The 26,585-nt window shown below is 65.7% G+C and carries 23 protein-coding genes; 14 read left to right on the forward strand and 9 right to left on the reverse strand.

Annotated elements, in window-relative coordinates; all coding sequences use genetic code 11:
• Positions 1-369: 369 nt before the first annotated feature.
• The 3 genes from V0R59_RS18230 to V0R59_RS18240 all read right to left on the reverse strand — a co-directional run bounded on the left by V0R59_RS18230 (position 370) and on the right by V0R59_RS18240 (position 4,224).
• Entirely contained in the window at positions 370-2,766 is a 2,397-nt protein-coding gene (locus V0R59_RS18230; RefSeq protein ID WP_330075860.1) for a TonB-dependent siderophore receptor, read from the reverse strand.
• 100 nt (positions 2,767-2,866) lie between these two features.
• Entirely contained in the window at positions 2,867-3,697 is an 831-nt protein-coding gene (locus V0R59_RS18235) for a FecR family protein (protein ID WP_330075861.1), read from the reverse strand.
• Positions 3,694-4,224: an RNA polymerase sigma factor gene (locus V0R59_RS18240; protein ID WP_330075862.1), complete on the reverse strand. Its 531-nt coding sequence runs from the start codon at positions 4,222-4,224 to the stop codon at positions 3,694-3,696. The genes V0R59_RS18235 and V0R59_RS18240 overlap by 4 nt, the downstream gene beginning before the upstream one ends.
• A gap of 110 nt (positions 4,225-4,334) precedes the next feature.
• Between V0R59_RS18240 and V0R59_RS18245 the strand changes: the two genes are divergently transcribed.
• The 5 genes from V0R59_RS18245 (at position 4,335) to V0R59_RS18265 (ending at position 9,543) form a co-directional block, all read left to right on the forward strand.
• The gene (locus tag V0R59_RS18245; protein ID WP_330075863.1) at positions 4,335-4,778 is read left to right on the forward strand and encodes a MaoC family dehydratase; all 444 of its coding nucleotides are present in this window, start codon (positions 4,335-4,337) and stop codon (positions 4,776-4,778) included.
• A gap of 127 nt (positions 4,779-4,905) precedes the next feature.
• Positions 4,906-5,268: a GNAT family N-acetyltransferase gene (locus V0R59_RS18250; protein ID WP_330075864.1), complete on the forward strand. Its 363-nt coding sequence runs from the start codon at positions 4,906-4,908 to the stop codon at positions 5,266-5,268.
• A gap of 292 nt (positions 5,269-5,560) precedes the next feature.
• Complete coding sequence (locus V0R59_RS18255) at positions 5,561-6,061, forward strand: sigma-70 family RNA polymerase sigma factor (RefSeq protein ID WP_330075865.1); 501 nt, start codon at positions 5,561-5,563, stop codon at positions 6,059-6,061.
• 3 nt (positions 6,062-6,064) lie between these two features.
• Positions 6,065-7,003 (forward strand): FecR domain-containing protein, encoded by a 939-nt coding sequence (locus V0R59_RS18260; protein ID WP_330075866.1) that lies wholly within the window; start codon positions 6,065-6,067, stop codon positions 7,001-7,003.
• Between the two features lie 104 nt (positions 7,004-7,107).
• Positions 7,108-9,543: a TonB-dependent siderophore receptor gene (locus V0R59_RS18265; RefSeq protein WP_330075867.1), complete on the forward strand. Its 2,436-nt coding sequence runs from the start codon at positions 7,108-7,110 to the stop codon at positions 9,541-9,543.
• On the opposite strand, the gene V0R59_RS18270 is transcribed toward V0R59_RS18265, so the two are convergent.
• Positions 9,537-10,604 (reverse strand): XAC2610-related protein, encoded by a 1,068-nt coding sequence (locus V0R59_RS18270; protein WP_330075868.1) that lies wholly within the window; start codon positions 10,602-10,604, stop codon positions 9,537-9,539. The two genes, V0R59_RS18265 and V0R59_RS18270, sit on opposite strands and share 7 nt — an antisense overlap.
• 89 nt (positions 10,605-10,693) lie before the next feature.
• On the opposite strand from V0R59_RS18270, the gene V0R59_RS18275 reads away from it, so the two are divergent.
• The 6 genes from V0R59_RS18275 to V0R59_RS18300 all read left to right on the forward strand — a co-directional run bounded on the left by V0R59_RS18275 (position 10,694) and on the right by V0R59_RS18300 (position 16,908).
• Positions 10,694-11,101: an NUDIX hydrolase gene (locus V0R59_RS18275; RefSeq protein WP_330075869.1), complete on the forward strand. Its 408-nt coding sequence runs from the start codon at positions 10,694-10,696 to the stop codon at positions 11,099-11,101.
• Entirely contained in the window at positions 11,098-11,655 is a 558-nt protein-coding gene (locus V0R59_RS18280; protein WP_330075870.1) for a helix-turn-helix domain-containing protein, read from the forward strand. Before V0R59_RS18275 ends, V0R59_RS18280 begins: the two co-directional genes overlap by 4 nt.
• Before the next feature lie 84 nt (positions 11,656-11,739).
• The gene (locus tag V0R59_RS18285; protein WP_330075871.1) at positions 11,740-12,324 is read left to right on the forward strand and encodes an HD domain-containing protein; all 585 of its coding nucleotides are present in this window, start codon (positions 11,740-11,742) and stop codon (positions 12,322-12,324) included.
• A gap of 30 nt (positions 12,325-12,354) precedes the next feature.
• Positions 12,355-12,663, forward strand: a complete 309-nt coding sequence (locus V0R59_RS18290; protein ID WP_330075872.1) for a hypothetical protein — start codon at positions 12,355-12,357, stop codon at positions 12,661-12,663.
• 113 nt (positions 12,664-12,776) lie between these two features.
• Positions 12,777-14,972 carry an OsmC domain/YcaO domain-containing protein gene (locus tag V0R59_RS18295; RefSeq protein WP_330075873.1) on the forward strand — a complete coding sequence of 732 codons (2,196 nt, stop codon included), beginning with the start codon at positions 12,777-12,779 and terminating at the stop codon, positions 14,970-14,972.
• 136 nt (positions 14,973-15,108) lie between these two features.
• Positions 15,109-16,908 (forward strand): glycoside hydrolase family 15 protein, encoded by a 1,800-nt coding sequence (locus V0R59_RS18300; protein WP_330075915.1) that lies wholly within the window; start codon positions 15,109-15,111, stop codon positions 16,906-16,908.
• Here the strand turns inward: V0R59_RS18300 and V0R59_RS18305 are convergent.
• Positions 16,868-17,173 (reverse strand): NIPSNAP family protein, encoded by a 306-nt coding sequence (locus V0R59_RS18305; RefSeq protein ID WP_330075874.1) that lies wholly within the window; start codon positions 17,171-17,173, stop codon positions 16,868-16,870. The two genes, V0R59_RS18300 and V0R59_RS18305, sit on opposite strands and share 41 nt — an antisense overlap.
• Before the next feature lie 536 nt (positions 17,174-17,709).
• Here V0R59_RS18305 and V0R59_RS18310 point away from each other — a divergent pair.
• The 3 genes from V0R59_RS18310 to V0R59_RS18320 are packed head-to-tail and all read left to right on the forward strand — an operon-like array spanning position 17,710 to position 21,509.
• On the forward strand, positions 17,710-19,065 hold the full coding sequence (locus tag V0R59_RS18310; RefSeq protein WP_330075875.1) for a glutamine synthetase family protein: 1,356 nt from the start codon (positions 17,710-17,712) through the stop codon (positions 19,063-19,065).
• 48 nt (positions 19,066-19,113) lie between these two features.
• A complete protein-coding gene (locus tag V0R59_RS18315; protein WP_330075876.1) occupies positions 19,114-20,199 on the forward strand; it encodes a polyamine ABC transporter substrate-binding protein in 1,086 nt (361 codons plus the stop codon).
• A gap of 14 nt (positions 20,200-20,213) precedes the next feature.
• The gene (locus V0R59_RS18320; RefSeq protein WP_330075877.1) at positions 20,214-21,509 is read left to right on the forward strand and encodes an NAD(P)/FAD-dependent oxidoreductase; all 1,296 of its coding nucleotides are present in this window, start codon (positions 20,214-20,216) and stop codon (positions 21,507-21,509) included.
• A gap of 254 nt (positions 21,510-21,763) precedes the next feature.
• Here the strand turns inward: V0R59_RS18320 and V0R59_RS18325 are convergent, their stop codons facing one another.
• The 4 genes from V0R59_RS18325 to V0R59_RS18340 all read right to left on the reverse strand — a co-directional run bounded on the left by V0R59_RS18325 (position 21,764) and on the right by V0R59_RS18340 (position 26,409).
• Positions 21,764-22,633, reverse strand: coding sequence for a helix-turn-helix domain-containing protein (locus tag V0R59_RS18325; protein ID WP_330075878.1), 870 nt, complete (start codon positions 22,631-22,633; stop codon positions 21,764-21,766).
• A gap of 126 nt (positions 22,634-22,759) precedes the next feature.
• Positions 22,760-23,386: a LysE family translocator gene (locus V0R59_RS18330; RefSeq protein WP_330075879.1), complete on the reverse strand. Its 627-nt coding sequence runs from the start codon at positions 23,384-23,386 to the stop codon at positions 22,760-22,762.
• Between the two features lie 29 nt (positions 23,387-23,415).
• Positions 23,416-24,714, reverse strand: a complete 1,299-nt coding sequence (locus V0R59_RS18335) for a J domain-containing protein (RefSeq protein ID WP_330075880.1) — start codon at positions 24,712-24,714, stop codon at positions 23,416-23,418.
• Between the two features lie 3 nt (positions 24,715-24,717).
• Complete coding sequence (locus V0R59_RS18340) at positions 24,718-26,409, reverse strand: molecular chaperone HscC (RefSeq protein ID WP_330075881.1); 1,692 nt, start codon at positions 26,407-26,409, stop codon at positions 24,718-24,720.
• Positions 26,410-26,585 lie beyond the last annotated feature (176 nt).

Here is a 26,585-nt window from a genome sequence, read left to right on the forward strand (position 1 = left end):
TGGCTTTGGCTGTTGATCTTGCTTTTGATCTTGATCTGCCCGGCCTTCAGGAGGCTGAGTGGAGCATGCGCGGAGTGGGGGTAAGGGCCATGGATGGCCCGCAAGCGCCGTAGGGCCAAGGAGGGCCCGTCGGCGCGGCCCCCACGGAGCGTATGCGGAAGGAAGGAACCCGGAGCGAAGCGCAGGGCCGTATGTAGGTCGGGAGGCCCTTTGCTTACTTTGGGGCCTTTCCAAAGTAAGCCGCCGTGAGGGCGGAAAGGTGACTGCAAGTCGATAAATCGAATGGATATGTCCCCGATGCAAGGACCGAAAACCCAAAGAATCGGTACAAAACCGGAGGGCATACCCAAACAGATAGCGACTAACGGATCAGAACCGATACTTCGCCGTCACGTTGTAATTCCGCGGATCACCGACGAAGTTGCCGCCCACCGTGGTCATGATGCTGGAGTAGTAATCCCGGTCGAACACGTTGTTGGCATTCAGGCTGACGGTCAGGTGCTGGTCGACGTCATAGCTGGCGAACAGGTCGGTCACAGCATAGCCCCCCTGCTCGATCCCGGCGCTGGTGTAGATATCGCTCTGCACATGCAGCCCGCCGCCGACGCGCCAGCGGTTGAGGTCGCCCGGCAGGCGGTAGCTGGTGGCCAGCTTGAACAGGTTCAGCGGCAGGTTGGTGGCGTAGCGCTCGCCACTGGACAAGGTGCCGATCGGCGCATACTCCGACGGCTTGCGGTGCTTGGCGTAGTTGTAGGTGTACCCCGCCGACACCTGCCAGTCCGGCAATACCTCGCCGCTGACTTCCAGCTCGATCCCGCGGCTGCGCACCTCCCCGGCCGGGGTGTAGCACTCGCGACCGCCGCAGCCGCCGGCGAGCTGTTCCGGCAGGTTCTCCAGGTCGATCTGGAACAGCGCCACGCTGGCATTCAGGCGCCCGTCGAAATACTCGCCCTTGAGACCGATCTCGTAGTTGCTGCCCTCTTGCGGATCGAGCAGGCCACCCGTCGGGGTTTGGTAGTTCTGCGGATTGAAGATCCGCGTCCAGCTGGCATAGGCGGTGTAGGTGTCGTTCAGGTCGTAGGTGAAGCCCAGGTAGGGCGTGAATTCGCGGGTGGTCTTGTAGGCGTCATCCCCCGTCCAGGTGCCCGAATGGGTGGTCAAGGCGTACTCGTACCAGTCCAGGCGTCCGCCGGTGGCCAGCTTGAACCGGTCGGTGAGGCTGAAGCGAGCGGTGAGGTAGACGCTGGACTGCTTGATCTCGCCGTCCCGTGACCAGGCATCGGTGATCGCCGGCTTGGGCACCGACTTGCCGTCGAAGCTCAGCGGGTCGAACTCGTAGACCGCGCCCAGCGGCCAGCCGCCAGGGCCGTCGTCGATGTCCTGGTTGCGATAGCTGCCACCCACCACCAGCTCATGGGTCCGGCCGAACAGGCTGAACGGCCCGCTGGCGTAGCCGTCGAGGCTGGCCTGGGTGTTTTCGTAGTGGTACTTGCCGTAGCCGAAGCCGAGTCCGCGGGCGTTTTCGTCCGGGCGATAGAGGTAGGAACCGAACATGTTCATCTCGCTCTTCAGCGCGGTGGCGGCCAGCTTGCCGGTCCAGCCGTTGGCGAAGCGCCGGGTGATGTCGGCGAAGACCGTGCTGGTTTCCTTGTCCCAGTACGACCAGCTGGGGCTCTGGCGCCGCGAGCGGGGAATGTCGAAGAAACTGCCGTCGGGGTTGGTGCCGCGGCCGTTCCAGTCGGCGCCGGGGTTGTTGTCCTGGCTCCAGCTGGCCCCCAGGCTGACGGTGGTGTCTTCGTCGAGGTCGCCTTCAAGCACGCCATACACCAGGCTGCGGCGGTTCTGGTAGTCGTCGATGTAGGAGTTCTTGTCCTGCAGCGACAGCACCGTGCGCCCGCGCAGGCTGGCGTCGGCATTCAGCGGGCCGCTCAGGTCCAGCTCGGTGCGGTAGTTGTCCCAGCTGCCGGCACCGGCGCTGATGCTGCCCTGGAAGGTATCGGTCGGGCGCTTGCGCACCAGGTTGATCGAGCCGCCCGGGGAACCTGCGCCCTCCATCAGGCCAGCGGCGCCACGCACCACCTCGACGCGGTCATACATCGACAGCAGGCCGGTGGACAGGCTGGCTTCGTCGTACTGCACAGGGATGCCGTCGACCATCAGGTTGCTCAGCTGGAAGCCCCGGGAGTTGTAGCGCTCGCGTTCGCCGCCCCACTTGGTCACGGTCAGGCCGGTGGTGTACTTCACCGCATCGCCGAGGGTGGTCATGGCCTGGTCCTCGATGCGCTGGCGGCTGACCACGCTGACCGACTGCGGTGTCTCCCGCGGGGTCAAGGCCAGCTTGGTGCCGCTGCTCATGGTGCCGGTGGTGTAGGAGCCGGTGTGCTCGCTGGTGGCGCCGAGGTTGCTGGCGTTGACGCTGGTGGCGCCCAGTTCCACCGCGGCGCTGTCGGCCGCTTCCGGCAGGGACACCAGGTAGCTGCCATCGGCGGTCTTCTGCATCTTCAGCCGCGTCCCCCGCAACAGTCGCTGCAGGGCCTGCTCGACGCTGAGGTCGCCGCTCACGCCGGGCGCTTGCAGGCCTTGCGCGCTGTCGGTGGCGAACAGGATGCGCGCGCCGGTCTGCCCGGCCAGGGCGTTCAGGGCCTGGTCCAGCGGCTGCGCCGGCAAGTTGACGGCGTGGTTCGCCTCCTGGGCATGCAGGGTCGAAGCCAGGGTGATGCCGGCGGCCAGCAGCGACAGGCGGCGCGAGAATGCAATGGTGCTCATTTGACTCCCCAAGTGCAGGTTCGAAAGTGACCTTCACTGGGAGTGGCGTATGGCAGCGGGAGAATGTTGAGGTGTGAAATGAAAAATATTCTCTTTTCCGCTACCGCGCCCTGATTGTCACGCTGCCGTCGCTGTCCCGCACCAGGTTCAGCGGCAGGATCGTCGGCAGGCCATCGAGCAGCGCTTCCACGGCATCGCTGTCGAATTCGCCGGACAGCCGCATCTGCCCGACCCGGGCATCGGCCAGGCGGATCGGCGCCTGGCGGTAGCGTTGCAGATCGATGACCGCCTCCCGCAGTGGCGTGCCGTCGAAACGCAGCTTGCCCTGCTGCCAGGCGATGATCCGCGCCGGGTCCACGCGGCCGGTCGCGGTGAACTGCTGCGCGTTGGCCAACACCAGTTGCCCGGCCTGCATGCGACGGGCGCGAGCCGCCTGGTTGGACACTTCAACCTCGCCCTCGACCACCGTCACGGCCACCCCGCGGCTGTCGCTGCGCACGTTGAACACGGTGCCGATATCGCGCACCGAAACGCCCTGGCTGCGCACGATGAACGGCTGCGGCCCGTGGGCCACGGTGAAGGTCGCCTCGCCTTCGAGCAACTCGAACTGGCGGCTGCGCAGGCGATGTTCGATACGCAGGTGACTGGCGCTGTCGAGGATCAGCGAACTGCCATCGGCCAGCTGCCGGCTGTCGCGGCTGCCCACCGGGACGCGGATGTCCTCGCTGTACCAGGACGGGTCGAGGAACCACAGCCCCGTCGCCAGCACCAGCAGCGACAGGCCGCCGCCCAGCGCCTGCTTGCGCCGGCGCTGGCGCGCGGTCTGCGCCTTGGCCTCGGCCAGCAGCGCCTCGCGGGATGGCACGCGGTCGCGCAACGCTTGCTCGAAGGGGGTCAGGGCATCGCCGGCCGGTTTGTCCTGCCGGGTCATTTCGCCAGGGCCCGACGTGCCGGTTCCCAGTCGCGGACGATGGCGTGCATCGCCCGGGAAAAATGCTGGGTGACCATGTTCAGCGAGATGCCCAGTTCGGCGGCGATGTCCTTTTGCGGCATGCCATGGATGCGGTGCAGCAGGAACACCTGGCGCGCCCGTGCCGGCAGCGCCTCGACGATCGCCAGCAAGGCGTGCAGTTGCTGCTCGAAGTCGAGGCTGGCGGCGCCGTCCAGGTCGTGGACATGCCAGTCCGGCACCTCGGCGGTGAATTCGATATGAGCGGCCTGGGTGCGGTCGGCGCGGCGGCGGTCGATGGCCTTGTTGAAAGACACCTTGCGCAGGAAGGCGAACGGCAGCTTCACCGGCTGCTGGGGCGGTTTCTCCAGCAATTGCAGGCACACGTCATGGACCACCTCGCGGGCGAAGTGGCTGCCCTGGAACCGTCGGCGGATGTAGGCCACCAGGTCATCGTAGTGCAAGGCCAGGGCCCCGATCAGTTCGGGATTGGAGGAGGATTCGGACATGACGGGAACAAGTGTGCGAATGAAATTGGTTCGCATTATAGACATGGCGATTTGCTTGCCAAGCCATCAGGGTTGAATATCGGGATCCGCAATCATCACTGGAGAAGGCCATGACCGCAGTGCCGTTGTACCTGGATGACCTGAAGGTGGGCGATGTCTTCGTCAGCGCCGACCACCTGCTGGATGCCGACCAGATCGTCGCATTTGCCCGGCAATTCGATCCGCAACCCTTCCATGTCGACGCCGAGGCGGCCAAGGACAGTTTCTTCCAGGGCTTGGCCGCCAGCGGCTGGCACACCGCGGCGATCACCATGAAGCTGCTGGTGCAGAGCCTGCCCCTGGCCCGCGGGGTGATCGGCGCCGGCGGGGAGATCAGTTGGCCCCAGGCGACCCGGCCGGGGGATGTGCTCAAGGTCACCAGCACGGTGCTGGATATCCGGCCGTCGCGGTCGAAGCCGGATCGGGGGATGGTGGTGGTGCAGTCGCTGACCAGCAACCAGCGGGACGAGGTGTGCCAGAAGCTGACCTCGAAAGTGCTGTGCTTCCGGCGATGATCGTCCTGAGCCCGCTGCGGGCTGAACAATGGCCGTTGTATCGCGACCTGCGCCTGCGCGCGTTGCAGGATTCGCCGGAGGCATTCGGCAGTACCTTCGAGGCGGAAGCGCTGAGGACGGATGAGGAATGGACACAGCGGGCGATCGGGCGGCGGCTGGCGACGCCGACCAGGCCTGGCTCGCCCTCCATGGCGAGGAGCCCTGCGGCCTGGTCTGGGGCAAGCGGGTTGCCGAGGATACGGTGGAGGTGTTCCAGATGTGGGTCGATCCGCGAGCCCGGGGGTTGGGTGCCGGAGGACGCTTGCTCGGAGCGGTCGTTGCCTGGGCGCGGGGGCTTGGCGTCACCAGGGTATGCCTGGGTGTGACGGTGGGCGAGTCGGCGGCCGCCCGGCTTTATCGGGCCCATGGATTCCGGCCGGTCGGGGCATTGGAGCCTTTGCGCGAAGGGTCACCGCTGATGTGCCAGGCCATGGAATCGAGGCTGGACTGACCGGAGTCGACAAGACAACACAGGCCTTGTGGGAGCGGATTCATCCGCGATCGGCGGCGAAGCCGTCGTAGAAACTAAGTCCCCTATCTGCCTGAAACACCGAGGACACCGAGTTTACGACGGCTTCGCCGCCGATCGCGGCGGTCCGGCGCCCCGGTAAATCCGCTCCTACACCGACTGCGTTGCACCACACCAACGACGTTAGATACCTCCCCCGGGTGCAACATCTTGTTATCTCCTCCCACTTGAGCCAACAATATAGAGAATAATTCTCAATACCTTGTCCCGGCCCATGTCCACATCCGACCCCACCGCCCTGCACCACCTCTACCAGCAACACAACGGCTGGCTGAACCATTGGCTGCGCACGCGCCTGGGCAACTCCAGCGATGCCGCCGACCTGGCCCAGGACACCTTCGTCCGCGTCCTCGCCGCGCGCAATATCGAGGCGATCCGCGAGCCGCGCACCTACCTCAGCGCCATCGCCCGCGCGCTGATGATCGACCGCTTCCGCCGCAACGCGGTGGAACAGGCCTACCTCGACGCCCTGGCCCTGCGTCCGGAAGCCGTGGACATCTCCCCGGAAACCCGCCTGCTGATCATCGAGACACTGACCGCCATCGACAGCATGCTCGACGAGCTCGGCGAGCGCACCCGCGAGATCTTCCTCGCCGTGCAACTGGAGGGCCACAGCTATGTGGCCGTGGGCGAGCGCCTCGGGGTCTCGGTGACCACGGTGAAGAAGCACATGGTCCGCGCCATCACCCAGTGCCTGCTGCTGGCCCAGGGCTGAGCCATGCTCGATCGCGAAGTGCTGGAAGCCGCCGCCACCTGGTACGTCAACCTCAGCGCCGCCCCCGCCGACGAGGGCGAGCGCAAGGCCTGGCGCCTGTGGCTGGCGCAGGACGTGCGCCACGCCGAGGCCTGGACCCAGGTCGAGCAACTGCAACAGCGCATGGCCCTGCTCTCCCCGGAAACCGCCCTGCCCGCCCTGGCCGATGTGCGCGCCCGCCGCCGTGCGGTGCACAAGGTCCTCGGCCTGCTGCTGATGGCCGGGGCCGGCGGTGCCAGCCTGCTGGCGGTGGAGCCGCTGTCCTCGCGCATGGCCCAGTACCGCACGGCCAAGGGCGAGCGGCGCCAGTTGCAGTTGGTCGACGGCAGCCAGCTGACCCTCAACACCGACAGCGCCGTGGACGTGCACTACGGCAGCGAGCTGCGGGAAATCCGCCTGCATCGCGGCGAACTGCTGCTGCAGACCGCCAGCGACCCGGCGTGCAGGCCGTTGCTGGTGCATACCGGGCAAGGCAGCGTACGCGCCCTCGGTACCCGTTTCAGCGTGTACAGCCATGATGATCGCAGCGACGTGCAGGTGTTCGAGCACGCCGTTGAACTGCGCGCCGCCGCCAGGCCCGACGCCGTGGTGCGCCTGGAAGCCGGGCAACAGGCCAGCTTCGACGCACTCGGCATCGCCCCGCCCCGCCCCCTGGACGACAGCAGCGACGCCTGGACCCGCGGCATGCTCATGGCCTTCGACTGGCCGCTGCGCCGCGTGGTGGCCGAACTGGCTCGCTACCGGCCGGGCTACCTGGCTTGCAGCGACGCGGTGGCCCACCTGCGGGTGACCGGCGCCTTGCGTGTCGACGACACCGACACCGTCCTGGAAAACCTCGCCACCGCCCTGCCCATCCGCGTGCATTCGCTGACCCGCTACTGGGTGCGCATCGATGCCGCGTGAAAAAACTTCGCCTCCGGGGGTTGCCGATTTTCATTCTCATCCGGCCAAGCACTGAAGCGGCGATCACTGCCGTCTGTCTGCCACGCCAACCGAAGGAAATCCGCATGTCCCGTTCTGTCATCCAAGCGGCGAGCCCCCTGGCCCGTGCCGTCCACCTGGCCCTGCTGGGGCTGCTCGCCAGCCCCGTGGTGGCGCTGCCGAGCCTGGCCGTCGCGCAGACGCAGACGGCCCGCTTCGATATCGCCCCTGGCCCGCTGGGCGTCGCCCTCAGCCAGTTCGCCGCCCGCGCCGGGGTAACCTTCTCCTTCCCCAGCGAGCAGACCCAGGGCCTGACCTCGCCTGGCCTGCAAGGCGAGTACTCGGTGGACGATGGCCTCGCCCGCCTGCTCGAAGGCAGCGGCCTGCAAGCCCGTCGCGAGACCAACGGCAGCTACGTGCTGATGCCCCGCGCCGCAGCCGGCGACGGCGCCCTGGAACTCACCGCCCTGAGCATTTCCGGCAAGGCGCCGGGTTCCACCACCGAAGGTTCCGGCTCCTACACCACCGAATCGTCGAGCAGTTCGACCCGGCTCAACCTGTCGCTCAAGGAAACCCCGCAGTCGATCACCGTGCTGACCCGCCAGCGCCTGGAAGACCAGAAGCTCGATAGCCTGACCGACGCCCTCGACGCCACCACCGGCATCACCGTGGTCCGCGAAAGCCTCGGTGCCGACAGCACCACCTACCTGTCCCGTGGCTTCGCCATCCGCAACTTCGAGATCGACGGCGTACCGACCTCGGCGAACATGGACAACTACACGCAGAACACCGCGATGTACGACCGGGTCGAGGTGGTACGCGGCGCCACCGGCCTGATCAGTGGCCTGGGCAATCCGTCGGCGACCATCAACCTGATCCGCAAGCGCCCCACCGTCGAGCCGCAGGTGCTGATCAGCGCCGAAGCCGGCAGTTGGGACCGCTATGGCCTGAGCCTGGATGTCGGCGGCGCGCTGAACGATGCCGGCAACGTCCGTGGCCGCTTTGTCGCCGAGCAGAAGGACCAGCACGCCTGGATCGACCGCTTCAACCAGCAACTGACCACGCTGTACGGCATCAGCGAGTTCGACCTGGACGAGGACACCCTGCTCACGGCCGGCTTCAGCCACCAGATCACCAACAGCAACGCGCCGATGCGTACCGGCTTCCCGCTGTTCACCACTAACGGCGACCGCACCGACTTCAAGCGCTCGTTCAACACCTCGCCGGACTGGTCCTACTACGATCGCCAGCAGAGCACCCTGTTCACCTCGCTGGAACACCACTTCGCCAACGGCTGGAGCGGCAAGCTGGAATACAGCCACGCGCGCAACGACTACGACACGGTGGTCGCCTACATGACCGGCAAGATCAATCCGACCACCGGCGCCGGGGCCTTCATCATGCCGACCCGCTGGGAGGCCGCTCCGACCCAGGACAACCTCGACGCCTACCTCACCGGTGGCTTCGACCTGTTCGGTCGCGAACATGAGCTGATCGGCGGCGTGACCCTGTCTCGGCTCGAAGAACGCGACACGGCCAACTACGGCGGCTGGCAGCGGGCGACTTCGGGCTATGCCGGGACCATCAGCAACATCTTCACCTGGGACGGGCACACGCCGAAGCCAGTATTCAACAAGCTCGGTGACAGCGACCTGACCGAAACCCAGTACGCCGCCTACCTGACCTCGCGCTGGCACCTGAGCGACGCCGCCAGCCTGATCCTCGGCGCACGGGTGGTGGACTGGAATCGCGACAGCAAGAGCCGGCTGTATAGCACTGGCGCCGTGACCAAGGCCGAACGCACCGAGACCGGCATCGTCATCCCCTACGCCGGCCTGGTCTACGACCTCGACGACACCTGGACCGCCTACGCCAGCTACACGCAGATCTTCAACCCGCAGGGCAACAATATCCGCGACGTCAACGGCACCCCGCTGGACCCGCAGGAAGGCACCGGCTACGAGGTCGGGATCAAGGCGGACTTTCTCGATGAGCGCCTGAACACCAGCCTGGCGGTGTTCCGCGTCGAACAGGACAACCTCGCCGTCGCCGACGGCGGCAACCTGCAGCCCAGCGGCTTCCAGGCCTACAAGGCGGAAAGCGGGACCACCAGCGAAGGCGTGGAGCTGGAGGTCAATGGCGAGCTCGCCGAGGGCTGGCAGCTCAGCGGCGGCTACTCCTACAGCGTCAGTTTCGACTCCGACGACAAGCGCATCGTCACCGAGATTCCGCGCAACAGCGCCAAGGTCTTCACCACCTACCGCCTGCCCGGCGAATGGGACAAGCTGACCGTCGGCGGCGGGGTCAACTGGCAGAGCGAAGCCGGTTACGCCCTGAGCTACGCCACCACCCAGAGCAGCTATGCGATCACCAACCTGATGGCGCGCTACCAGATCACCCCGGCGCTGTCGGCCTCGGTCAACGTCAACAACCTGTTCGACAAGGAGTACCTGACCACCACCGCCGCCGGCCTGTACGGCGCGCCGCGCAACGTCATGACGACGCTGCGCTACGCCTACTGAAGCAGGCTGCCCACCGCGTCGAGGGAGCCTTCGACGCCGCCCGGCAGCAGTTTCAGGTCGGTGACCTTGCCCCGCGCCTCGACCTGCATCTTCAGCGGCTTGCCCTGGGCATCGCCGAGGATGCGGTAGGTGGTGTCGCCACGCACGAAGCGCAACTGACGAGCGGCAGCGTCGTAGTCGATGCGCTCGCCGTCGTTTTCCGGGTACAGCAGGACCGCCTCGTCGCTCTTGTCCAGGGCGACATAGGCCGGCTTGTCATCGTTCGGGCTCTTGAACAGGACGATGCGCTTGCCCGCCGGGGCCAGGCGGAACGACAGCAGGACCTCGGGCGGATGCTCGACATTCCAGTAGCGCCGGGTGCTGCTGACCAGCTTGCCGGCGCGGTTTTCCGCGAGGGTCTCGACGATCAGCCCGGACGGGTCGTTGTGGCCGACGGTGGTGCGGGTCTTGAGCAGCGGCTCGCCGTTTTCCAGGGTGTAGCTGCTGAACTCGTGCCAGCAGCAGCCATCCTTGGTGAACGCGCTGATCTCCCGGGTCTTTTCGTCCACCGCGAACAGCCCGCAGTAGTCCTGGGCCAGTTCGGTGAACGTGGCGCTGTGCCGGAAGCCGTCGGCGGTGCCGAGGAAGACCTGGTACGAGGGGCCGTGGTAGCAGCTGAACTGGCCGTCCATCAGGGCCAGGTCCTTGATTCCGTCGAGGTTGAAGTCCTGGTAGACCAGCACGCTCTGCTCGCCGTAGGGCAGTTCGTGGATATTGGCACGGACTTCCTCGGAGCCGGTCTGCTGGTCCAGCACCAGTTCCTCGGAGCTCACCTCGATCAGCGGCACGTCCGCCTGCTTGTCGTAGACGCGGATGATCCCGGGGCGGAACACCTCGTCTTGGTCGCTGATCTCCAGGGTGGCGCGGTAGCGCTCGGAGAAGTTCTCCAGCGGATAGGTGGACCGCGGCAAGCTCTGGAAATGCGCGCTGTCCAGCTCGCCACGGCTGTCGGTGGCGCTGGCGGACAGCGGCAGGAACGCGGCGAACGCGCAGGCAAGCAAGCGGAAGGTGGGGACCCGCACGGGGAGACTCCTGTCGGTGAGGCACAAAGCGGGGATTCTAGCGGCAAATCTGGCAAAATCCCCGTCCTACAGTGAAAGGAATTACACCGATGTCGCCCAACAAAGCCTGTGCCGTCCTCCTCGACCCAGAGGGCCGCCTGCTGTTGTTCCGTCACCCAAGGGGCGACGTGCAACTGGTCAAGGGCACCATCGAGGTCGACGAGCCGGCGCCCGACGCCGCCCTGCGTGAGCTGCGCGAGGAATCCGGCATCGCGCCAGCCCAAGTGATCCGCGACCTCGGCTGCTGGGATGCCAGGCATCATGGCCAGGTGTGGTCGTTCCAGCTCTGCGCGACGGACCTGGCCCTGCCGGAGCGCTGGTCGCACCAGACCGAGGACGACCATGGGCATGTATTCGATTTCTTCTGGGCGTCGCAGGATCGACTGCCCTTCGCCGACTGCCACCCACTGTTTCGCCGGGCACTGCGCCAGGTACTGGACAGGCTGGAGGAAGCATGAAAGGCCCGCCCCTCAACCGACCGCCTCTCGGCCCCCTGCTCAAGCGCTGGCGTCTGTTGCATCGGGTCAAGCAGAGCCATGCCGCCGAGCTGTTCAGGGTCTCCCAGCCGACCATCTCGCGCTGGGAGTCGGGACTGCAGGAGCCTGAGCCCGAGCAGCGCGCGCACATCGAGGCCCTGCTCCGCGCCCGTCTCGACAGCGCGGCGGACCAGGCCCTGGCGCGGCTGGTCAACGCCAGCGCGCAGCCGGTGCACCTGGTCTGCGACCTCAGCCACCGCCTGCTGGCCTGCTCCGCGTCGCGGGCGGCGGAGTTCAGCCTGCCGCTGGGCGAGTTGCTGGGGCGCTCGCTGTGGCCCTTCGTCACCGAGGCGATCGCCACCCAGGAAGCGCGCCTGGACAGCCTCGGCTGGCGCGACGGCCTGGCGCCGCCGGCGCTGGAGTTCGCCAGCGGGGCGAATGGTTCGCTGCTGGTGCCGATCCGGCACAGCCAGTGCCGCTGGACACGCATCATCCTGTCGGATGGCTCGGCGGCACGGATGGTCGAGACCCTCTGAGCGCCCACGCATATTTCATACGTGGACGCCCGCTCCGCGCCTGCGCAAGATGCCCGGTGAAACGAACAGCACAGGCCATCGCCGATGAACCTCCAGCACCTCCAGGGCAAACTCGCCTTTCTGCGCGAAGCCGAACGCCTGAAAAGCGTCCTGCGCAGCGCCCACACCTCCACCGGCCGGCAGGAAAGCACCGCCGAGCACAGCTGGCGCCTGGCCCTGCTGGCCCTGGTGTTCGAGGAAGACCTCGGCCCCCTCGACATCGCCAAGGTGCTCAAGCTGTGCCTGGTGCATGACCTGGGCGAGGCCCTGGCCGGCGACATCCCGGCCGTGCAGGCCCAGGCCCACGGCAACAAGGACGACACCGAACGCCAGGACCTGCTGACCATCAGCGCCAGCCTGGAACCGGCAATGCAAGCCAGCCTGCTCGCCCTGTTCGACGAATACCAGGCCGCCATCACCCCGGAAGCCCGGGCGGTGAAAGCCCTGGACAAGCTGGAGACCATCCTCCAGCACACCCAGGGCGACAACCCGGCGGACTTCGACTACCACTTCAACCTCGACTACGGCCGGCGCTACACCGACGCGACGCCATTTCTCGCCACCTTGCGCGGCCTGCTCGACGAGGAAACGCGAAAACTGGCTGAGAAGCAGAAGCGTTTTACCTTATAGTCGACGCCTTCGTTCGCATGGATGCCCGACATGAAGTACCTCGCCCTGCCCCTTGCCGCCGCCCTGCTGGCGTTTTCCCAGGCCAGTAGTGCCGACCCCGTGGACGAACAGTGGCGCACCTTGATCAGCAAGGACTTCAAGGAAGGTTGCATCATCCGGCTGAAATCCTATCTGGAAAGCAACGGCCTGAATGGCCGCCGCGGCGCGACCTGGTTCGTCGAGTCCTGTGACGGTCGCTTCGAGTATTCGACCTCCTACCTGCCAGCACCGCGCGCCAGCGAAGACTCGCCGTTGCTGGTCGCCAAGCGCGTGCGCCAGCTGCCGCCCGTCACCCCGTAGCCCGTTGCCGGCCCTGCTCCAGCGCCCCGCCACCGTCGGGCGAAAGGACAAGACTTCCCGGTGAAAAACCGGATAATGGCCGCCAATTTCGTTTCGCCCGCTACGGTACCCCCATGGAAATCAAGGTCAACTTTCTCGACAACCTTCGCCTCGAAGCCAAATTCGACGACTTCACGGTGATTGCCGACCAGCCCATCCGCTACAAGGGCGATGGTTCGGCACCGGGACCGTTCGACTACTTCCTGGCCTCCTCGGCGCTGTGCGCGGCGTATTTCGTCAAGCTGTACTGCCAGACCCGCGATATCCCCACCGACAATATCCGCCTGTCGCAGAACAACATCGTCGACCCGGAGAACCGCTACAACCAGATCTTCAAGATCCAGGTCGAGCTGCCGGCGGACATCTCCGAGAAGGACCGCCTGGGCATCCTGCGCTCCATCGACCGCTGCACGGTGAAGAAAGTCGTGCAGACCGGCCCCGAGTTCATCATCGAGGAAGTCGAGAACCTCGATGCCGACGCCCAGGCCCTGCTGATGCCGGCCGCGGCCGCAGGCGCACGCACCGTGATCCCGGGCAAGGACCTGCCGCTGGAAGAGACCATCGCCAACATGTCGCGGATCCTCGCTGACCTTGGGATGAAGATCGAGATCGCCTCCTGGCGCAACATCGTGCCCAACGTCTGGTCCCTGCATATCCGCGACGCGCAGTCGCCGCTGTGCTTCACCAACGGCAAGGGTGCGAGCAAGGAAAGCGCGCTGGCCTCGGCGCTGGGCGAGTTCATCGAGCGGCTGAACTGCAACTTCTTCTACAACGACCAGTTCTGGGGCGAAGACATCGCCAATGCCGAGTTCGTCCACTACCCGAACGAGCGCTGGTTCAAGCCGGGGCGCAAGGATGCCCTGCCCAAGGAAATCCTCGACGAGCATTGCCTGGCCATCTACAACCCGGACGGCGAGCTGCTCGGCTCGCACCTGTACGACACCAACTCGGGCAACATCGAACGGGGCATCTGCTGCCTGCCCTATGTGCGCCAGTCCGACGGCGAGACGGTGTACTTCCCGTCCAACCTGATCGAGAACCTGTACCTGAGCAACGGCATGAGCGCCGGCAACACCCTGGTGGAAGCCCAGGTGCAGTGCCTGTCGGAGATCTTCGAGCGCGCGGTCAAGCGCGAGATCCTCGAAGGCGAGCTGGCCCTGCCGGACGTGCCGCAGGACGTCCTGGCCAAGTACCCGGGCATCGTCGCCGGCATCCAGGGCCTGGAAGAGCAAGGCTTCCCGGTGCTGGTCAAGGACGCCTCGCTGGGCGGTGAATTCCCGGTGATGTGCGTGACCCTGATGAACCCGCGCACCGGTGGCGTGTTCGCCTCCTTCGGCGCCCACCCGAGCTTCGAGGTGGCGCTGGAGCGCAGCCTCACCGAACTGCTCCAGGGCCGCAGCTTCGAAGGCCTCAACGACCTGCCGCAGCCGACCTTCGAAAGCCATGCGCTGATGGAGCCGAACAACTTCGTCGAGCACTTCATCGATTCCAGCGGCGTGGTGTCGTGGCGCTTCTTCAGTGCCAGGTCCGACTTCGAGTTCGTCGAGTGGGACTTCTCCGGCCAGGGCGAGGATTCCAACGCCGACGAAGCCGCGACCCTGTTCGGCATCCTCGAAGGCATGGGCAAGGAGGTCTACATGGCCACCTACGACCACCTCGGCGCCGCGGCCTGCCGCATCCTGGTGCCGGGCTACTCGGAAATCTACCCGGTGGACGACCTGATCTGGGACAACACCAACAAGGCCCTGTTCTTCCGCGAAGACATCCTCAACCTGCACCGCCTCGACGAGGACGAGCTGGAAAGCCTGCTGGAGCGCCTGCTGGAGTCCGAGCTGGACGAGTACACCGAGATCAAGACCCTGATCGGCATCGAGTTCGACGACAACACCGCGTGGGGCCAGTTGACCGTGCTGGAGCTGAAGATCCTGATCCAGGTGGCGCTGAAGAAATTCGACGATGCCAAGGAACTGGTGGAGATGTTCCTGCAGTACAACGACAACACCGTTGATCGCGGGCTGTTCTACCAGGCGCTGAACGTGGTGCTGGAAGTGGAACTGGACAGCGACCTGGAGCTGGCCGACTACGAGGTCAATTTCCGCCGCATGTTCGGCGATGTGCGGATGGACGCGGTGCTGGGCTCGGTGGACGGCAGCGTGCGCTTCCATGGCCTGACCCCGACCAGCATGAAGCTGGAAGGCCTGGACCGACACCTGCGCCTGGTGGAGAGCTACAAGAAGCTGCATGCGGCGCGGGCAGCCTACAAGGGTTGACGCCGCTTTTCTGAACCAACCCCCATGATTGCGAATCTCTCCGAATGACACCCTGTCATTCGGAGGCCTCCCCGTGGACGACAACGTGATGAACGGCAGCCAGCACGGCGAACCGCAACGGGACGCCGATGGCTGGCTGCCCCTGGAAGGCTACGCCGCCCTCGGCGACGGCCGCTCGGTGGCGCTGCTGGGCTGGGATGGTTCGATCGACTGGTGGTGCGTCCCGCACATGGACTCGCCCCCGCTGTTCGACCGGCTGCTCTCGCCCCGCGAGGGCGGTCGCTTCGCCATCACCCCCGACTGCCACTACCATGTAGAACGCCACTACCTGCCCGGCAGCAACGTCCTGGAAACCCTGTTCATCAGCGACACCGGCCGCGCCCGCCTCACCGAGTCCCTCAACAGCGGCCCCGCCGGGCGCCTGCCCTGGGGTGAACTGGCACGCCGCGTCGAAGTGCTGGAAGGCCACATGGACTTCGCCATCCGCATCGACTTCGGTACCCAGGCCGATACCGTCAGCCCCTTCCTCGCAGCCAACCACAACGGCTGCGTGTTCCACGCCGGGCATATCCTCGGCCTGGTGCGCTACGACGAGAAACGCCTGGACGTACAGCGCATGGACGACCTCGGTGTGCGCGCCCGCCTGTCCCTCAACGCCGGGGACAAGACCGTGCTGGCGATCATCTGCGGCCGTGACGAGCCGCTGGTGGTGCCGCCACTCGACCTGATCGATGCCCGCATCGACGGCTCCCACCGCGAATGGCGGCAATGGAGCGACGGCCTGTGCTACGAAGGCGCCTACAAGCCCCTGGTGATACGCAGCGCCCTGGCCCTGAAACTGCTGCTGTCCTCGTCCACCGGATCGATCATGGCGGCGGCGACCACCTCGTTGCCGGAGCGCATCGGCGGCCCGAAGAACTGGGACTACCGCTTCGCCTGGGTGCGCGATGCCGGCTACACCATCGAGGCATTCCTGGGCATCGGCGCGGAACTGGAGGCCAAGGCCGCCTTCACCTGGCTGTTGCACCGGCTGGGCGAGCATGGACCGCAGGTACTGTTCACCCTCGAAGGCGCCATCGCCACAGGCACCCGCCCGGTGCACCTGCCCGGCTACAAGTATTCGCCGCCGCAGATCGGCAACGATGCGGTACACCAGGTCCAGCACGGCATCTTCGGCGATATCTTCCAGACCGCGCGCTGCTTTATCGACTGCGGCAACATCATCGACTCGACCAGCGCGCGGATCCTCTCCGGCATCGCCGACCAGTGCGCCGATCGCTGGCGCAAGCCGGACTCGGGCATCTGGGAGCTGCCTGAAGAACAGCACTACACCCTGTCCAAGATCGCCTGCTGGCAGGCCCTGAGCCGGGCGGTGGAACTGGCCGACGACGGGCACCTGCCGACCACCTGCCGCGAACGCTGGGACCGCGAACGGCAGCGCATCCACGACTGGATCGAGAAGCACTGCTGGAGCGAAACCCTGCAGGCCTATCAGTTCTATCCCGGCAGCGAGCAACTGGATGCCTCGGTGGCCCTGGCCGTGCATTTCGGCTATCCGGCCAGGGAGCGCCTGAGCCGCACCCTCGATGCCATCCAGCGCGAACTGGGCAGCGGCGCGTTCCACTACCGCTACAGCCAGGCCGATCGCGAGGAAGGCTGTTTCCTCGCGTGCACCTTCTGGCTGATCGAGGCCCGCGCCCTGCTGGGCCAGCGCGAACAGGCGACGCGCGCTTTCGAGGCAGCGGTCGCGGGACTGGCCCATGGGGTCGGGATCTATGCGGAGATGATCGACCCTCAGAATGGCAACTACCTGGGCAACCTGCCCCAGGGCCTGACCCACCTGGCGCTGATCCGTGCCGCACTGGCGATTGGCGGGCAGGAGCAGCCAGGACGGGTCACCCCAGCACGGGACGCAGGAACGAGCGCTCGTAGCTGAGGATGAACTTCAACTGCATGGCCTTGGCCACGGCCGCGATGCACTCGGGATCGGTCTCGGCCTGCCGGCGGTAGTGCTCGTACTCGGCCAGGCTCGGGAAGCTGAACAGGCAATAAGCGACGTTGTTGGCCCCCTCGGCCGGGAGGAAATAGCCGTGGTGCTGGCCGCCCAGGCGCTGGACCAGGGGGATCCACAGGCGGGCGTATTCCTCGAAGGCCGGGACCTGGTAGGGATCGATGAGGTAGCGGACGTGGCAGGTGATCATGGGATGGTCCTCGGCGATTAAGGCCCGCCACTGTATTCCAGCGAAGCCGGTATGGCCTTGAACGAAGTTGCTTTCTTGAAGGTGTGTTGCTGTAGGGGCCTCTTCGCTGAATGGGTATCTACACATCTTTTGGAGGAGCGCTGGACGAGTGGTCACTGCCTGACCGTGTGGGAGCGGATTCATCCGCGAAGGGCTGCGCAGCAGCCCTAAATCCATCCAGCACCGTACATCTGGAAGAACAGGTTCTCTCATTCAACCTTCCCAAGACCAGAATGAATTATCGGATGCAAGCAGGTAACTCGTGCTGGATGGTTCTGGGGCTGCTGTGCAGCCCTTCGCGGATGAATCCGCTCCCACCTTGGCCGTGTTCAGCCCTGAAGGATGTGTAGATACCCATGCCCATCACTGGCAAGCACCAGCCATCCATTCCTGCGGAAAACGGATAGAACCCTCCCCCGCCTCTGGCCAAGACTAGGTCCGTCGCCCACCGGCCCGTGCCGGTTGCGTGCCTTCCAACCAACCCGCTAGAGGTTTGCATGAACACCCCCGCGCATCAGCTGGCCACCTGGCTGAAGCAACACCAGATCACCGAAGTCGAATGCATTGTCAGTGACCTCACCGGCATCGCCCGCGGCAAGATTTCCCCCACCAACAAGTTTCTCGGCGAAGGCGGCATGCGCCTGCCGGAAAGCGTGCTGCTGCAGACCGTCACCGGCGACTTCGTCGAGGACGACATCTACTACGACCTGCTGGACGAGGCGGACATCGACATGTTCTGCCGCCCCGACCCGGAGGCGATCTTCCTGGTGCCCTGGGCCATCGAGCCCACCGCGATGGTGATTCATGACACGTACGACAAGCGCGGCAACCCCGTCGAGCTGTCGCCACGCAACGTGCTCAAGCGTGTCCTGCGCCTCTACGCGCAGAAAGGCTGGACGCCGATCGTCGCGCCGGAAATGGAGTTCTACCTGACCAAGCGCAGCAGCGACCCGGACTTCCCCCTGGAAGCGCCGATCGGCCGCTCGGGCCGCCCGGAAAGCGGCCGGCAGAGCTTCTCCATCGACGCCGCCAACGAATTCGACCCGCTGTTCGAAGACGTCTACGACTGGTGCGAAGCCCAGGGCCTGGACCTCGACACGCTGATCCACGAAGACGGCCCGGCGCAGATGGAGATCAACTTCCGCCATGGCGACGCCCTGAGCCTGGCCGACCAGATCACCGTGTTCAAGCGCACCATGCGCGAGGCCGCGCTGAAGCACAACGTGGCGGCGACCTTCATGGCCAAGCCGATCACCGACGAGCCGGGCAGCGCCATGCACATCCACCAGAGCGTGGTGGACGCCGAGGGACGCAATGTCTTCGTCAACGAAGACGGCACCATGAGCGAGCTGTTCCTCAACTACATCGGCGGCCTGCAGAAATACATCCCCAAGGTGCTGCCGATGTTCGCGCCGAACGTCAACTCGTTCCGCCGCTTCCTGCCGGACACCTCGGCACCGGTCAACGTCGAGTGGGGCGAAGAGAACCGCACCGCCGGCCTGCGCGTCCCGCCCTCCGAGCCGCAAGCCATGCGCGTGGAAAACCGCCTGCCCGGCGCCGACGCCAACCCTTACCTGGCCATCGCCGCCAGCCTGCTCTGCGGCTACCTGGGCATGATCGAGAAGATCGAGCCGAGCGCCCCGGTCCAGGGCCGCGCCTACGAGCGGCGCAACCTGCGCCTGCCGATCACCATCGAGGACGCACTCGCCGCCATGGAGAACTGCGAGGTGCTGGAACAGTACCTGGGTGCCAAGTTCGTCAAGGGCTACGTCGCGGTGAAACGCACCGAGCACGAGAACTTCAAGCGCGTGATCAGTTCCTGGGAACGGGAATTCCTGCTGCTCAGCGTCTGAGCCGCCCCGCACGCCGCACACAATAAAAATGAATGGACAGGAGCCGACATGAAACTGTTGAAACGTCTTGCACCCTTCGCCTTGCTGGCGCTGCCCCTGGCAGCCGTCGCGCAACCCAGCGTGAGCATCTACAACTGGACCGACTACATCGCCCCGGACACCCTCACCGGGTTCCAGGCCGCCACCGGGATCAAGCCGGTGTATGACGTCTTCGACTCCAACGAGACCCTTGAAGGCAAGCTGCTGGCGGGCAAGACCGGCTACGACATCGTCGTGCCGTCCAACCACTTCCTGACCCGCCAGGTGGACGCCGGGGTGTTCCTCGAACTGGACCGCAGCAAGCTGCCGAACTGGAAGCACATGGACCCGGCGCTGCTCAAGCTGCTGGAGCAGAACGACCCCGGCAACCGCCATTCGGTGCCCTACCTGTGGGGCACCAACGGCATCGGCTACAACGTCGACAAGGTCAAGGAAGTGCTGGGCATCGACCACATCGACTCCTGGGCCACCCTCTACGAGCCGGAGAACCTGAAGAAGCTGCAAGCCTGCGGCGTGGCCTTCATGGACTCCGCCGACGAACTGATCCCGTCCATCCTCAACTACCTGGGCCTGGACCCCAACAGCACCAATGCCGCCGACTACGCCAAGGCCGAAAAGCGCCTGCTGGAACTGCGCCCCTACGTGACCTATTTCCACTCCTCGAAGTACATCTCGGACCTGGCCAACGGCAATATCTGCGTGGCCTTCGGTTTCTCCGGCGACGTGCTGCAGGCGGCCAACCGGGCGCACGAGGCCGGCAACGGGGTGAAGATCGCCTACAGCATTCCCAAGGAAGGCAGCAACCTGTGGTTCGACCTGATCGCGATTCCCGCCGACGCGAAGAATCCCGACCAGGCCCTGGCCTTCATCAACTACGTGCTGGAACCGAAGGTGATCGCCGGGATCAGCGACTACGTCGGCTACCCGAATGCCAACGCCGACTCCAAGCCCTTCATCGATCCTGAAACCCTGAACAACCCCGAGGTCTACGCGCCCCAGGCAGTGCTGGACAAGCTGTATATCTCCAAGGCGCCTTCGCCGAAGATCATGCGCTTGATGACCCGCAGCTGGAGCAAGGTCAAGTTCAACCAATGAGCCGGAAACCGTCCATGAACCCACATGCCGAGCATGCCGCGTCGTACTACGCCGCCACCGCCCGCGACAGCCAGCCCTACCCCGCGCTCGACGGCGAGATCCGCGCCGACGTGTGCGTGGTCGGCGGCGGCCTGACCGGGGTCAACACCGCCCTGGAACTGGCCCTGCGTGGCCACTCCGTGGTCCTGCTGGAAGGCCGGCGCATCGGCTGGGGCGCCAGCGGGCGCAACGGCGGGCAACTGATCCGTGGCATCGGCCACGATGTCAGCGGCTTCGGCAAATATGTCGGCGAAGACGGCGTGCGTTACCTGCAACGGGCCGGCGAGGACTCGGTGACCCTGGTGGCCGAGCGCATCGCCAGGTTCGGCATCGACTGCGACCTGCGCTGGGGCTTCTGCGAACTGGCCAACACCCCGGCACAGTTCGCCGGACTGCGCGAAGAGCGGGACGCGCTGGCGGCGGCCGGCTACGCCCACCCCATCGAACTGGTGGAACCGCAGCGCATGGGCCAGGTGGTGGCCAGCGATTGCTATGCCGGCGGCCTGATCGACATGGGCTCGGGGCACCTGCACCCGCTCGACCTGGTCACCGGCGAAGCCCGTGCGGCGAGCGGGCTGGGCGTGGGGATCTTCGAGCAGAGCCCGGTGCTGCGCATCGAACATGGCAAGGAGGTGGTCCTGCACTGCGCCCGCGGCCGGGTCCGCGCCGATGCCCTGGTGCTGGGCTGCAACGCCCACCTCGACGAACTGGAGCCACGCCTGACCGGCAAGGTGCTGCCGGCGGGCAGCTACGTGATCGTCACCGAGCCGTTGCCCGAGGAACTGGCGTCCCGGCTGATCCCGCAGAACCTGGCGCTGTGCGACCAGAAGGTCGGGCTCGACTACTACCGCCTGACGGCGGACCGGCGCCTGCTGTTCGGGGGTGCCTGCCACTACTCCGGGACCGATCCTAAGGATATCGGTGCCTACATGCGGCCGAAGATGCTCAAGGTATTCCCGCAATTGGCCAATGTACGCATCGACTACCAGTGGGGCGGGATGATCGGCATCACCGCCAACCGTTTCCCGCAAGTGGGGCGGCTGGCGCAGCATCCGAACGTGTATTTCGCCCAGGGCTATTCCGGGCATGGGCTGAATGTCACGCACTGGACGGCGAAGCTGCTGGCGGAAGCGATTTCCGTGGGGCAGAGCCGGGGTTTCGATGTGTTCAGTGCGGTGCCGCACCTGACCTTCCCGGGCGGCAAGCTGCTGCGCTCGCCGTTGCTGGCGCTGGGGATGTTCTGGTATCGGGTGCGGGAGGCGCTGGGTTGATGTCCGGGTGATGTAGTGCTGCTGATGGCCTCATCGCTGCATGGGTATCTACACATCTCGGTCAAGTTAGGCGCGTACCTTGTGGGAGCGGGTTTACCCGCGATTGCTATGTTGAATTCACTGCCGTAATCGCGGGTAAACCCGCTCCCACAAGGTGCGCGCCGCTTTCTCAACCTCTGTTTCTCAACTTCGCTGAGATGTGTAGATACCCATGCAGCGATGAGGCCATCAGGATCAGCAGAAAAACCGGATCCTTACCCCCGCTTCAGCGTCGCCTTCGGATACTCCCCGAACAACCCATGGTACGACTGGGAGAACCGCCCCAGGTGCCAGAACGACCAGCGCATCGCCACCTCGGCCACGGTCACCTGCGCCGGGTCTGCCGCCAGCAGGTCGCGTCGCGCCGCATTCAGCCGGCGATTGCGCAGCCACACCGTCGGCGGCATGTCGGCATAACGCATGAACGACTGCTGCAGATGACGCACCGACACCCCCGCCGCTTCCGCCAGGTCGAGCACACCGAAGCTGTCCTGCGGGCAATCGTTGACCACTTCCTTGACCCGCTCCACCACCCGCCGCGCATGGCACTCGGCGCGCCCGCGGCCGCCCACCTGCAGGGCTTCGTCGAGCACCTGGAAGCAGCCATCGGCAATCTGCCGGGCGAACCCGGGCGCGTCCACGTCGACCTGGCCCTGCACCGCCTCCGCCAGCACCCCGCACAGCGAACTGGCAAAGCTGCTGCAGCCGGACGAGCGCAAGGGTTGCAGGATCAACTGGCGGAATTCGCTGGCGGAACGGTTCCAGGCCGCAGGCTGTTTCAGCACCACGGCGACTTCCCGGTAGTTTTCCGGAGTTACCCAGGCATTGCGGGTCTGGCCATCGAGCAGGTAGAGGGCGTTGTCGCTCATGTCGAAACTGAACACCAGGGCATCCGCCGGGGCATGGAATTCCTGCTCGACCCGCAGGTTCATGCGTTCCTCGTAGAGCTCGACGGCGGCACTCTCGGCATGCACCAGGCGCCCGTGGAAGCGTCCGGCGGACATCTGCGTGTACTGTTCCTGCCAGCCCGGCAGGGCCACGCGGTGTTCGTTCACCTCGTGGGCTTCCAGTACCTTGATCGTCATGCACGCACCCCGGATATTTATTCGAATTCTGGTCCGTTGCCCGGCCCCGGGAGTCCGGGGCCAAACGCCGTCAAGAATAATAAACAGGGATGAGCCGAGTCAAAGCGCCGATGATGATCGGCGCAGTTATTTCTGGCTCAGCGCGACAACGGAAACCCCGGAGGCGACGAAGGTCACGCCGGCGCCGATATTGAGACCATTGACCACCCGCGGACGGTTGCGGATGGCGTTGGTCAGGCTGGTGGCAAATACCCCCATCAGGGCAAAGCCCACCACGGTCAGCACGGCGAACCACAGCCCATAGACGAACATCTGCGTGGTCACCGAGCCCAGTTGCGGATTGACGAACTGCGGGATGAAGGCCAGCACGAACAGCCCCGGCTTGGGATTCAACGCTGCGGAGAGGAAGCCGGTGAGGAAAATGCTGCGCAGCGGTTGCCGGGCCGCCGGGGCGAAGTTGATCAAGTTGCGCGAGCGCAGCACCTTGATCCCCAGCCACAGCAGGTAGCCGGCACCGATCAGCTTGACCACCCAGAACGCCACTGCCGAGGTCTGCATCAGCAGGGTCAGGCCCAGGGCCGCAGTGGTGGTGTGGAACAGGATGCCCACGCCGGACGCCGCGCCGGAGACAATCGCCGCCAGACGCCCCTGGCTCAGGCCGCGGCCGATGGCCAGGAGGTTGTCGGGGCCGGGGGAGATCACCAGCAGCAGGCAGGCGGCGGTGTAGGCCAACCAGGTATCGAGCGGGAACATGGGCGGAACTCCTTTTCGTTTGATGGCAATTACCAGCCGGTTTCCTGGGTTGGCCGGGTCAGCGCCAGGTAGACCCTGCTCCAGGGCCGCGGAACGCGGTCACGCAGGGTCGCATCGGTGAGGTACAGCGAGAACGCCAGCAGCACGAACGGCACGGCGCGCTCCCACCACGGCTGGGTCGCCAGCATCGACGCGGCACCCACCGCCAGCACCACGACGGGCAGCACATGGCGCAGTACCAGCAGGCCAGCGCCGCGCCGGTACAGGCCAGCGGGCAACAGCGCACGGCTCAGCGGAATATCCACGGACACCAGCCATGTCGCGAAGCGAAAAATGACCGAGTACACCCCGATGCAGACAGCACCGCCGAAAAGGGAAAAGAACAGCCGCAGAACCACGTCGATAGTCGTCCAGCGCCACTTGGCAGGATCGTCCTGCAGCAGCATGACGGTGCCGTACATCAGCCAGATGTACACGAACAACGGCCCGAGACTGCGCGGCAACCAACGGCGCCAGCCCTCCTGGACGTCCAGCCCCAGCCTTGCGCACAGCGTCTGGCTCTGGCTCTCCACCTGATCGGAAACCCGCAGGCAGTGCTGCCATTCGCTCTCCGTGAAACGGTCCGCCAGGCGTCGCCGACGCAGGTCGTCCAGATCGTTGAAAACGAACGACAGCGCACGCTCCGGCCGCGGTCCGTCCAGGTCGCGGCGCAAGCCTTCGAGCTCCGCCACGGCCTTGCAACGGTCGAGCAAGCGGTGCCAGCGCCAGGGTTCGCAGGGCAGGTGACCGCGGGCATCGTCCCAGCCCAGCAGCTGGGAAATCCGCTCGAACAGCGCGGGCGACCAGTGCTCGCCGTGCTCCAGCAGTTCCAGCAAGCGCTCCTCGAACTGCTGGCGCCGGTCAAAGGACAGCAGCGCCTCGCTGTTCAACAGGCCAGGCAACACCTCCATCAACTGCCGCTCACGCCCTTCTTCCAGCCATTGGCGGATCAGGGTCATGGAGATTTCCGGCTCAGGCACAGCGGAGAGAAGGTAGTCGGCCTGCACCTCTGTTGCCGCTGTTGCCGCCAGCGACGCGGAGGGCGGTGCTTCCTCTTGCACAACGGCGGCCTCGGCCAGCAGCGGCTGCGCGGTGTCGCCCTCATCCTCGTTTTCGTATTCCGCCCGCCAGCGCGCCTCGCCCAGCGCCGACTCGTAGGCCTCGCGCAGACGCTGGAACGCCTCGGCGTCCTCATCGGGGCGGTGGACCTTCAACAGCCGGGCATAGGCGCGCTTGATCGCCCGCTCGTCGGCGTCGGCCTCCAGGCCCAATACTTCCCAGGCGTCCACGTCTCAGCCCTCCCGCTCGAACTGGGCCAGGTGTTCGAGAACACTGCTGTAGGCCTTGCGCACCTCGCGCTCGTCCTGGCTTTCCAGCGCCTGCTGGAAGTAGTTCGCCAGTTGCGCGATATAGGCGCGGCGCTCGCCAAGGTGCTCCTGGTACAGACGCTCCAGCCGCGCCAGCAACAGGGTGTTGGCTTGCTGGTCGCGCGGGTGCACCTTGAGTTCCTGCAGCGCGGCCAGGCGTTCGGCGATCTGCGTCTTGTCCAGCACGCCGGGGTTGTTCTCGATCACCAGGGAGCGGGTTTCACCGTTGATCGGCAAGTACACCTGGGCTTCCAGCAGGCCGTTGTTGTCGTAGGTGAAGCGCACGTCGAGATCGACCTCGCCGGCACGGCGCTTGGGCACCGGGATATCCAGCTCGCCGAGGAAGATGTTGTGCTGCACCAGGCGGCCTTCGCCCTGGAAGATACGCACGATCACGTGCTCCTGGCCGTCGGACAGGGTCGAGACCATTCGCGAACGGCTCACCGGCACCACGCTGTTGCGCTCGATGATCGGCAGGTAATGCCCACTTTGGTAACCCTGCCCTATCTGCACCGAGGTCTCGATGCCCAGGGTGTAGGGACATACATCGGTCAGCACCACCTCTTCCAGCGAGGCGTCGCGGGCCTTGAGCGCCGCCTGGATCGCCGCGCCCTGGGCCACCACTTCGTCCGGGTTCAACTGCATCGCCGGGATGCGCCCGAACAGCGAGGCGACCAGCTTGCGGATCAGCGGCATGCGCGTGGTCCCGCCTACCAGCAGCACCTCGCTGAGCTCCGCCGCCTTGATCCGGGCATCCCGCAGCGCCCGCTCGATCGGCGCGCGCAGGCGGTCGAGCAACGGCTTGACCACCGTGGCCAGGTCGTCCTGGGTCAGCTCCAGGAACCATTCGCGACCGTCGTCGGCCAGGGTGAAGCGAGCGCTGGCGGCTTGCCCCAGGGCGTGGCGCACCCGCTGCGCCTCGCGACGCAGACGTTGGGCCAGTTCCGGCCGGGTGACATCGGGCAGGTCGCGGTTGCCGATGCGCTCGACGAAATGCGCTACCAGCGCATCGTCGAAATCCTCGCCGCCGAGGAAATTGTCACCGGCGCTGGCACGCACCTCCATCACCCCTTCGAACAGTTCCAGCACCGACACGTCGAAGGTGCCGCCGCCCAGGTCGAAGACCAGGAAGGTGCTTTCCTCGCGCTGATGCAGGCCGTAGGCCAGGGCGGCGGCGGTGGGTTCGTTGATGAGTTTGTCGACCTTCAGCCCGGCCAGCTCACCGGCAATCCGCGTGGCCTTGCGCTGGGCATCGCTGAAATAGGCGGGGACGCTGATGACGGCTTCCGTGACCGGCTGGCCCAGGGCCCGTTCGGCATCGGCCTTGAGGCTGCGCAGCAGCATCGCCGACAGTTCCTCGGCGCGATAGGCGCGCGCACCCAGGCGCGTCTCGCGGGCGCTGCCCATGTCACGCTTGAACAGCGCGGTAGTGAGTTGCGGGTGGGTCTGCAGGCGTTCCCGGGCGATATCGCCGACCACCAACTGGCCCTGGTCATCCAGGCCGACCACGCTGGGGGTCAGCAGATTGCCGAGGGCATTGGGCAGCAGGCGGGCGGATTCGCCATCCCAGGCGGCGACCAGGCTGTTGGTCGTACCCAGATCGATACCGATGATCATGGTCACTTTTCCTTGCGGTGAAGCAGCGGCGGTCCATGCCAGGCCCGCGCCGCGGGGGGGGTTCATTAGAGCGGCAGCGATCAGGCGAGTAAAGAGAGTACGTCGGAAAACGCCTATTACCTTGTACGAAATAGCCCAGTCAGACTTCTGCCGCCCGGGTCCCGGAGTAAGTCGCT

Origin of the sequence: Pseudomonas ulcerans (assembly GCF_036324125.1) — a bacterium.
Lineage (GTDB): Bacteria > Pseudomonadota > Gammaproteobacteria > Pseudomonadales > Pseudomonadaceae > Aquipseudomonas > Aquipseudomonas ulcerans.

Coding starts and splice junctions, on each gene's coding strand:
- V0R59_RS18315 (WP_330075876.1), top strand. CDS start 19,114: ATGAAACTGTTGAAACGTCTTGCACCCTTCGCCTTGCTGGCGCTGCCC.
- V0R59_RS18310 (WP_330075875.1), top strand. CDS start 17,710: ATGAACACCCCCGCGCATCAGCTGGCCACCTGGCTGAAGCAACACCAG.
- V0R59_RS18260 (WP_330075866.1), top strand. CDS start 6,065: ATGCTCGATCGCGAAGTGCTGGAAGCCGCCGCCACCTGGTACGTCAAC.
- V0R59_RS18325 (WP_330075878.1), bottom strand. CDS start 22,633: ATGACGATCAAGGTACTGGAAGCCCACGAGGTGAACGAACACCGCGTG.
- V0R59_RS18295 (WP_330075873.1), top strand. CDS start 12,777: ATGGAAATCAAGGTCAACTTTCTCGACAACCTTCGCCTCGAAGCCAAA.
- V0R59_RS18340 (WP_330075881.1), bottom strand. CDS start 26,409: ATGATCATCGGTATCGATCTGGGTACGACCAACAGCCTGGTCGCCGCC.
- V0R59_RS18305 (WP_330075874.1), bottom strand. CDS start 17,173: ATGATCACCTGCCACGTCCGCTACCTCATCGATCCCTACCAGGTCCCG.
- V0R59_RS18285 (WP_330075871.1), top strand. CDS start 11,740: ATGAACCTCCAGCACCTCCAGGGCAAACTCGCCTTTCTGCGCGAAGCC.
- V0R59_RS18235 (WP_330075861.1), bottom strand. CDS start 3,697: ATGACCCGGCAGGACAAACCGGCCGGCGATGCCCTGACCCCCTTCGAG.
- V0R59_RS18330 (WP_330075879.1), bottom strand. CDS start 23,386: ATGTTCCCGCTCGATACCTGGTTGGCCTACACCGCCGCCTGCCTGCTG.
- V0R59_RS18255 (WP_330075865.1), top strand. CDS start 5,561: ATGTCCACATCCGACCCCACCGCCCTGCACCACCTCTACCAGCAACAC.
- V0R59_RS18245 (WP_330075863.1), top strand. CDS start 4,335: ATGACCGCAGTGCCGTTGTACCTGGATGACCTGAAGGTGGGCGATGTC.
- V0R59_RS18230 (WP_330075860.1), bottom strand. CDS start 2,766: ATGAGCACCATTGCATTCTCGCGCCGCCTGTCGCTGCTGGCCGCCGGC.
- V0R59_RS18280 (WP_330075870.1), top strand. CDS start 11,098: ATGAAAGGCCCGCCCCTCAACCGACCGCCTCTCGGCCCCCTGCTCAAG.
- V0R59_RS18275 (WP_330075869.1), top strand. CDS start 10,694: ATGTCGCCCAACAAAGCCTGTGCCGTCCTCCTCGACCCAGAGGGCCGC.
- V0R59_RS18265 (WP_330075867.1), top strand. CDS start 7,108: ATGTCCCGTTCTGTCATCCAAGCGGCGAGCCCCCTGGCCCGTGCCGTC.
- V0R59_RS18320 (WP_330075877.1), top strand. CDS start 20,214: ATGAACCCACATGCCGAGCATGCCGCGTCGTACTACGCCGCCACCGCC.
- V0R59_RS18240 (WP_330075862.1), bottom strand. CDS start 4,224: ATGTCCGAATCCTCCTCCAATCCCGAACTGATCGGGGCCCTGGCCTTG.
- V0R59_RS18250 (WP_330075864.1), top strand. CDS start 4,906: ATGGACACAGCGGGCGATCGGGCGGCGGCTGGCGACGCCGACCAGGCC.
- V0R59_RS18290 (WP_330075872.1), top strand. CDS start 12,355: ATGAAGTACCTCGCCCTGCCCCTTGCCGCCGCCCTGCTGGCGTTTTCC.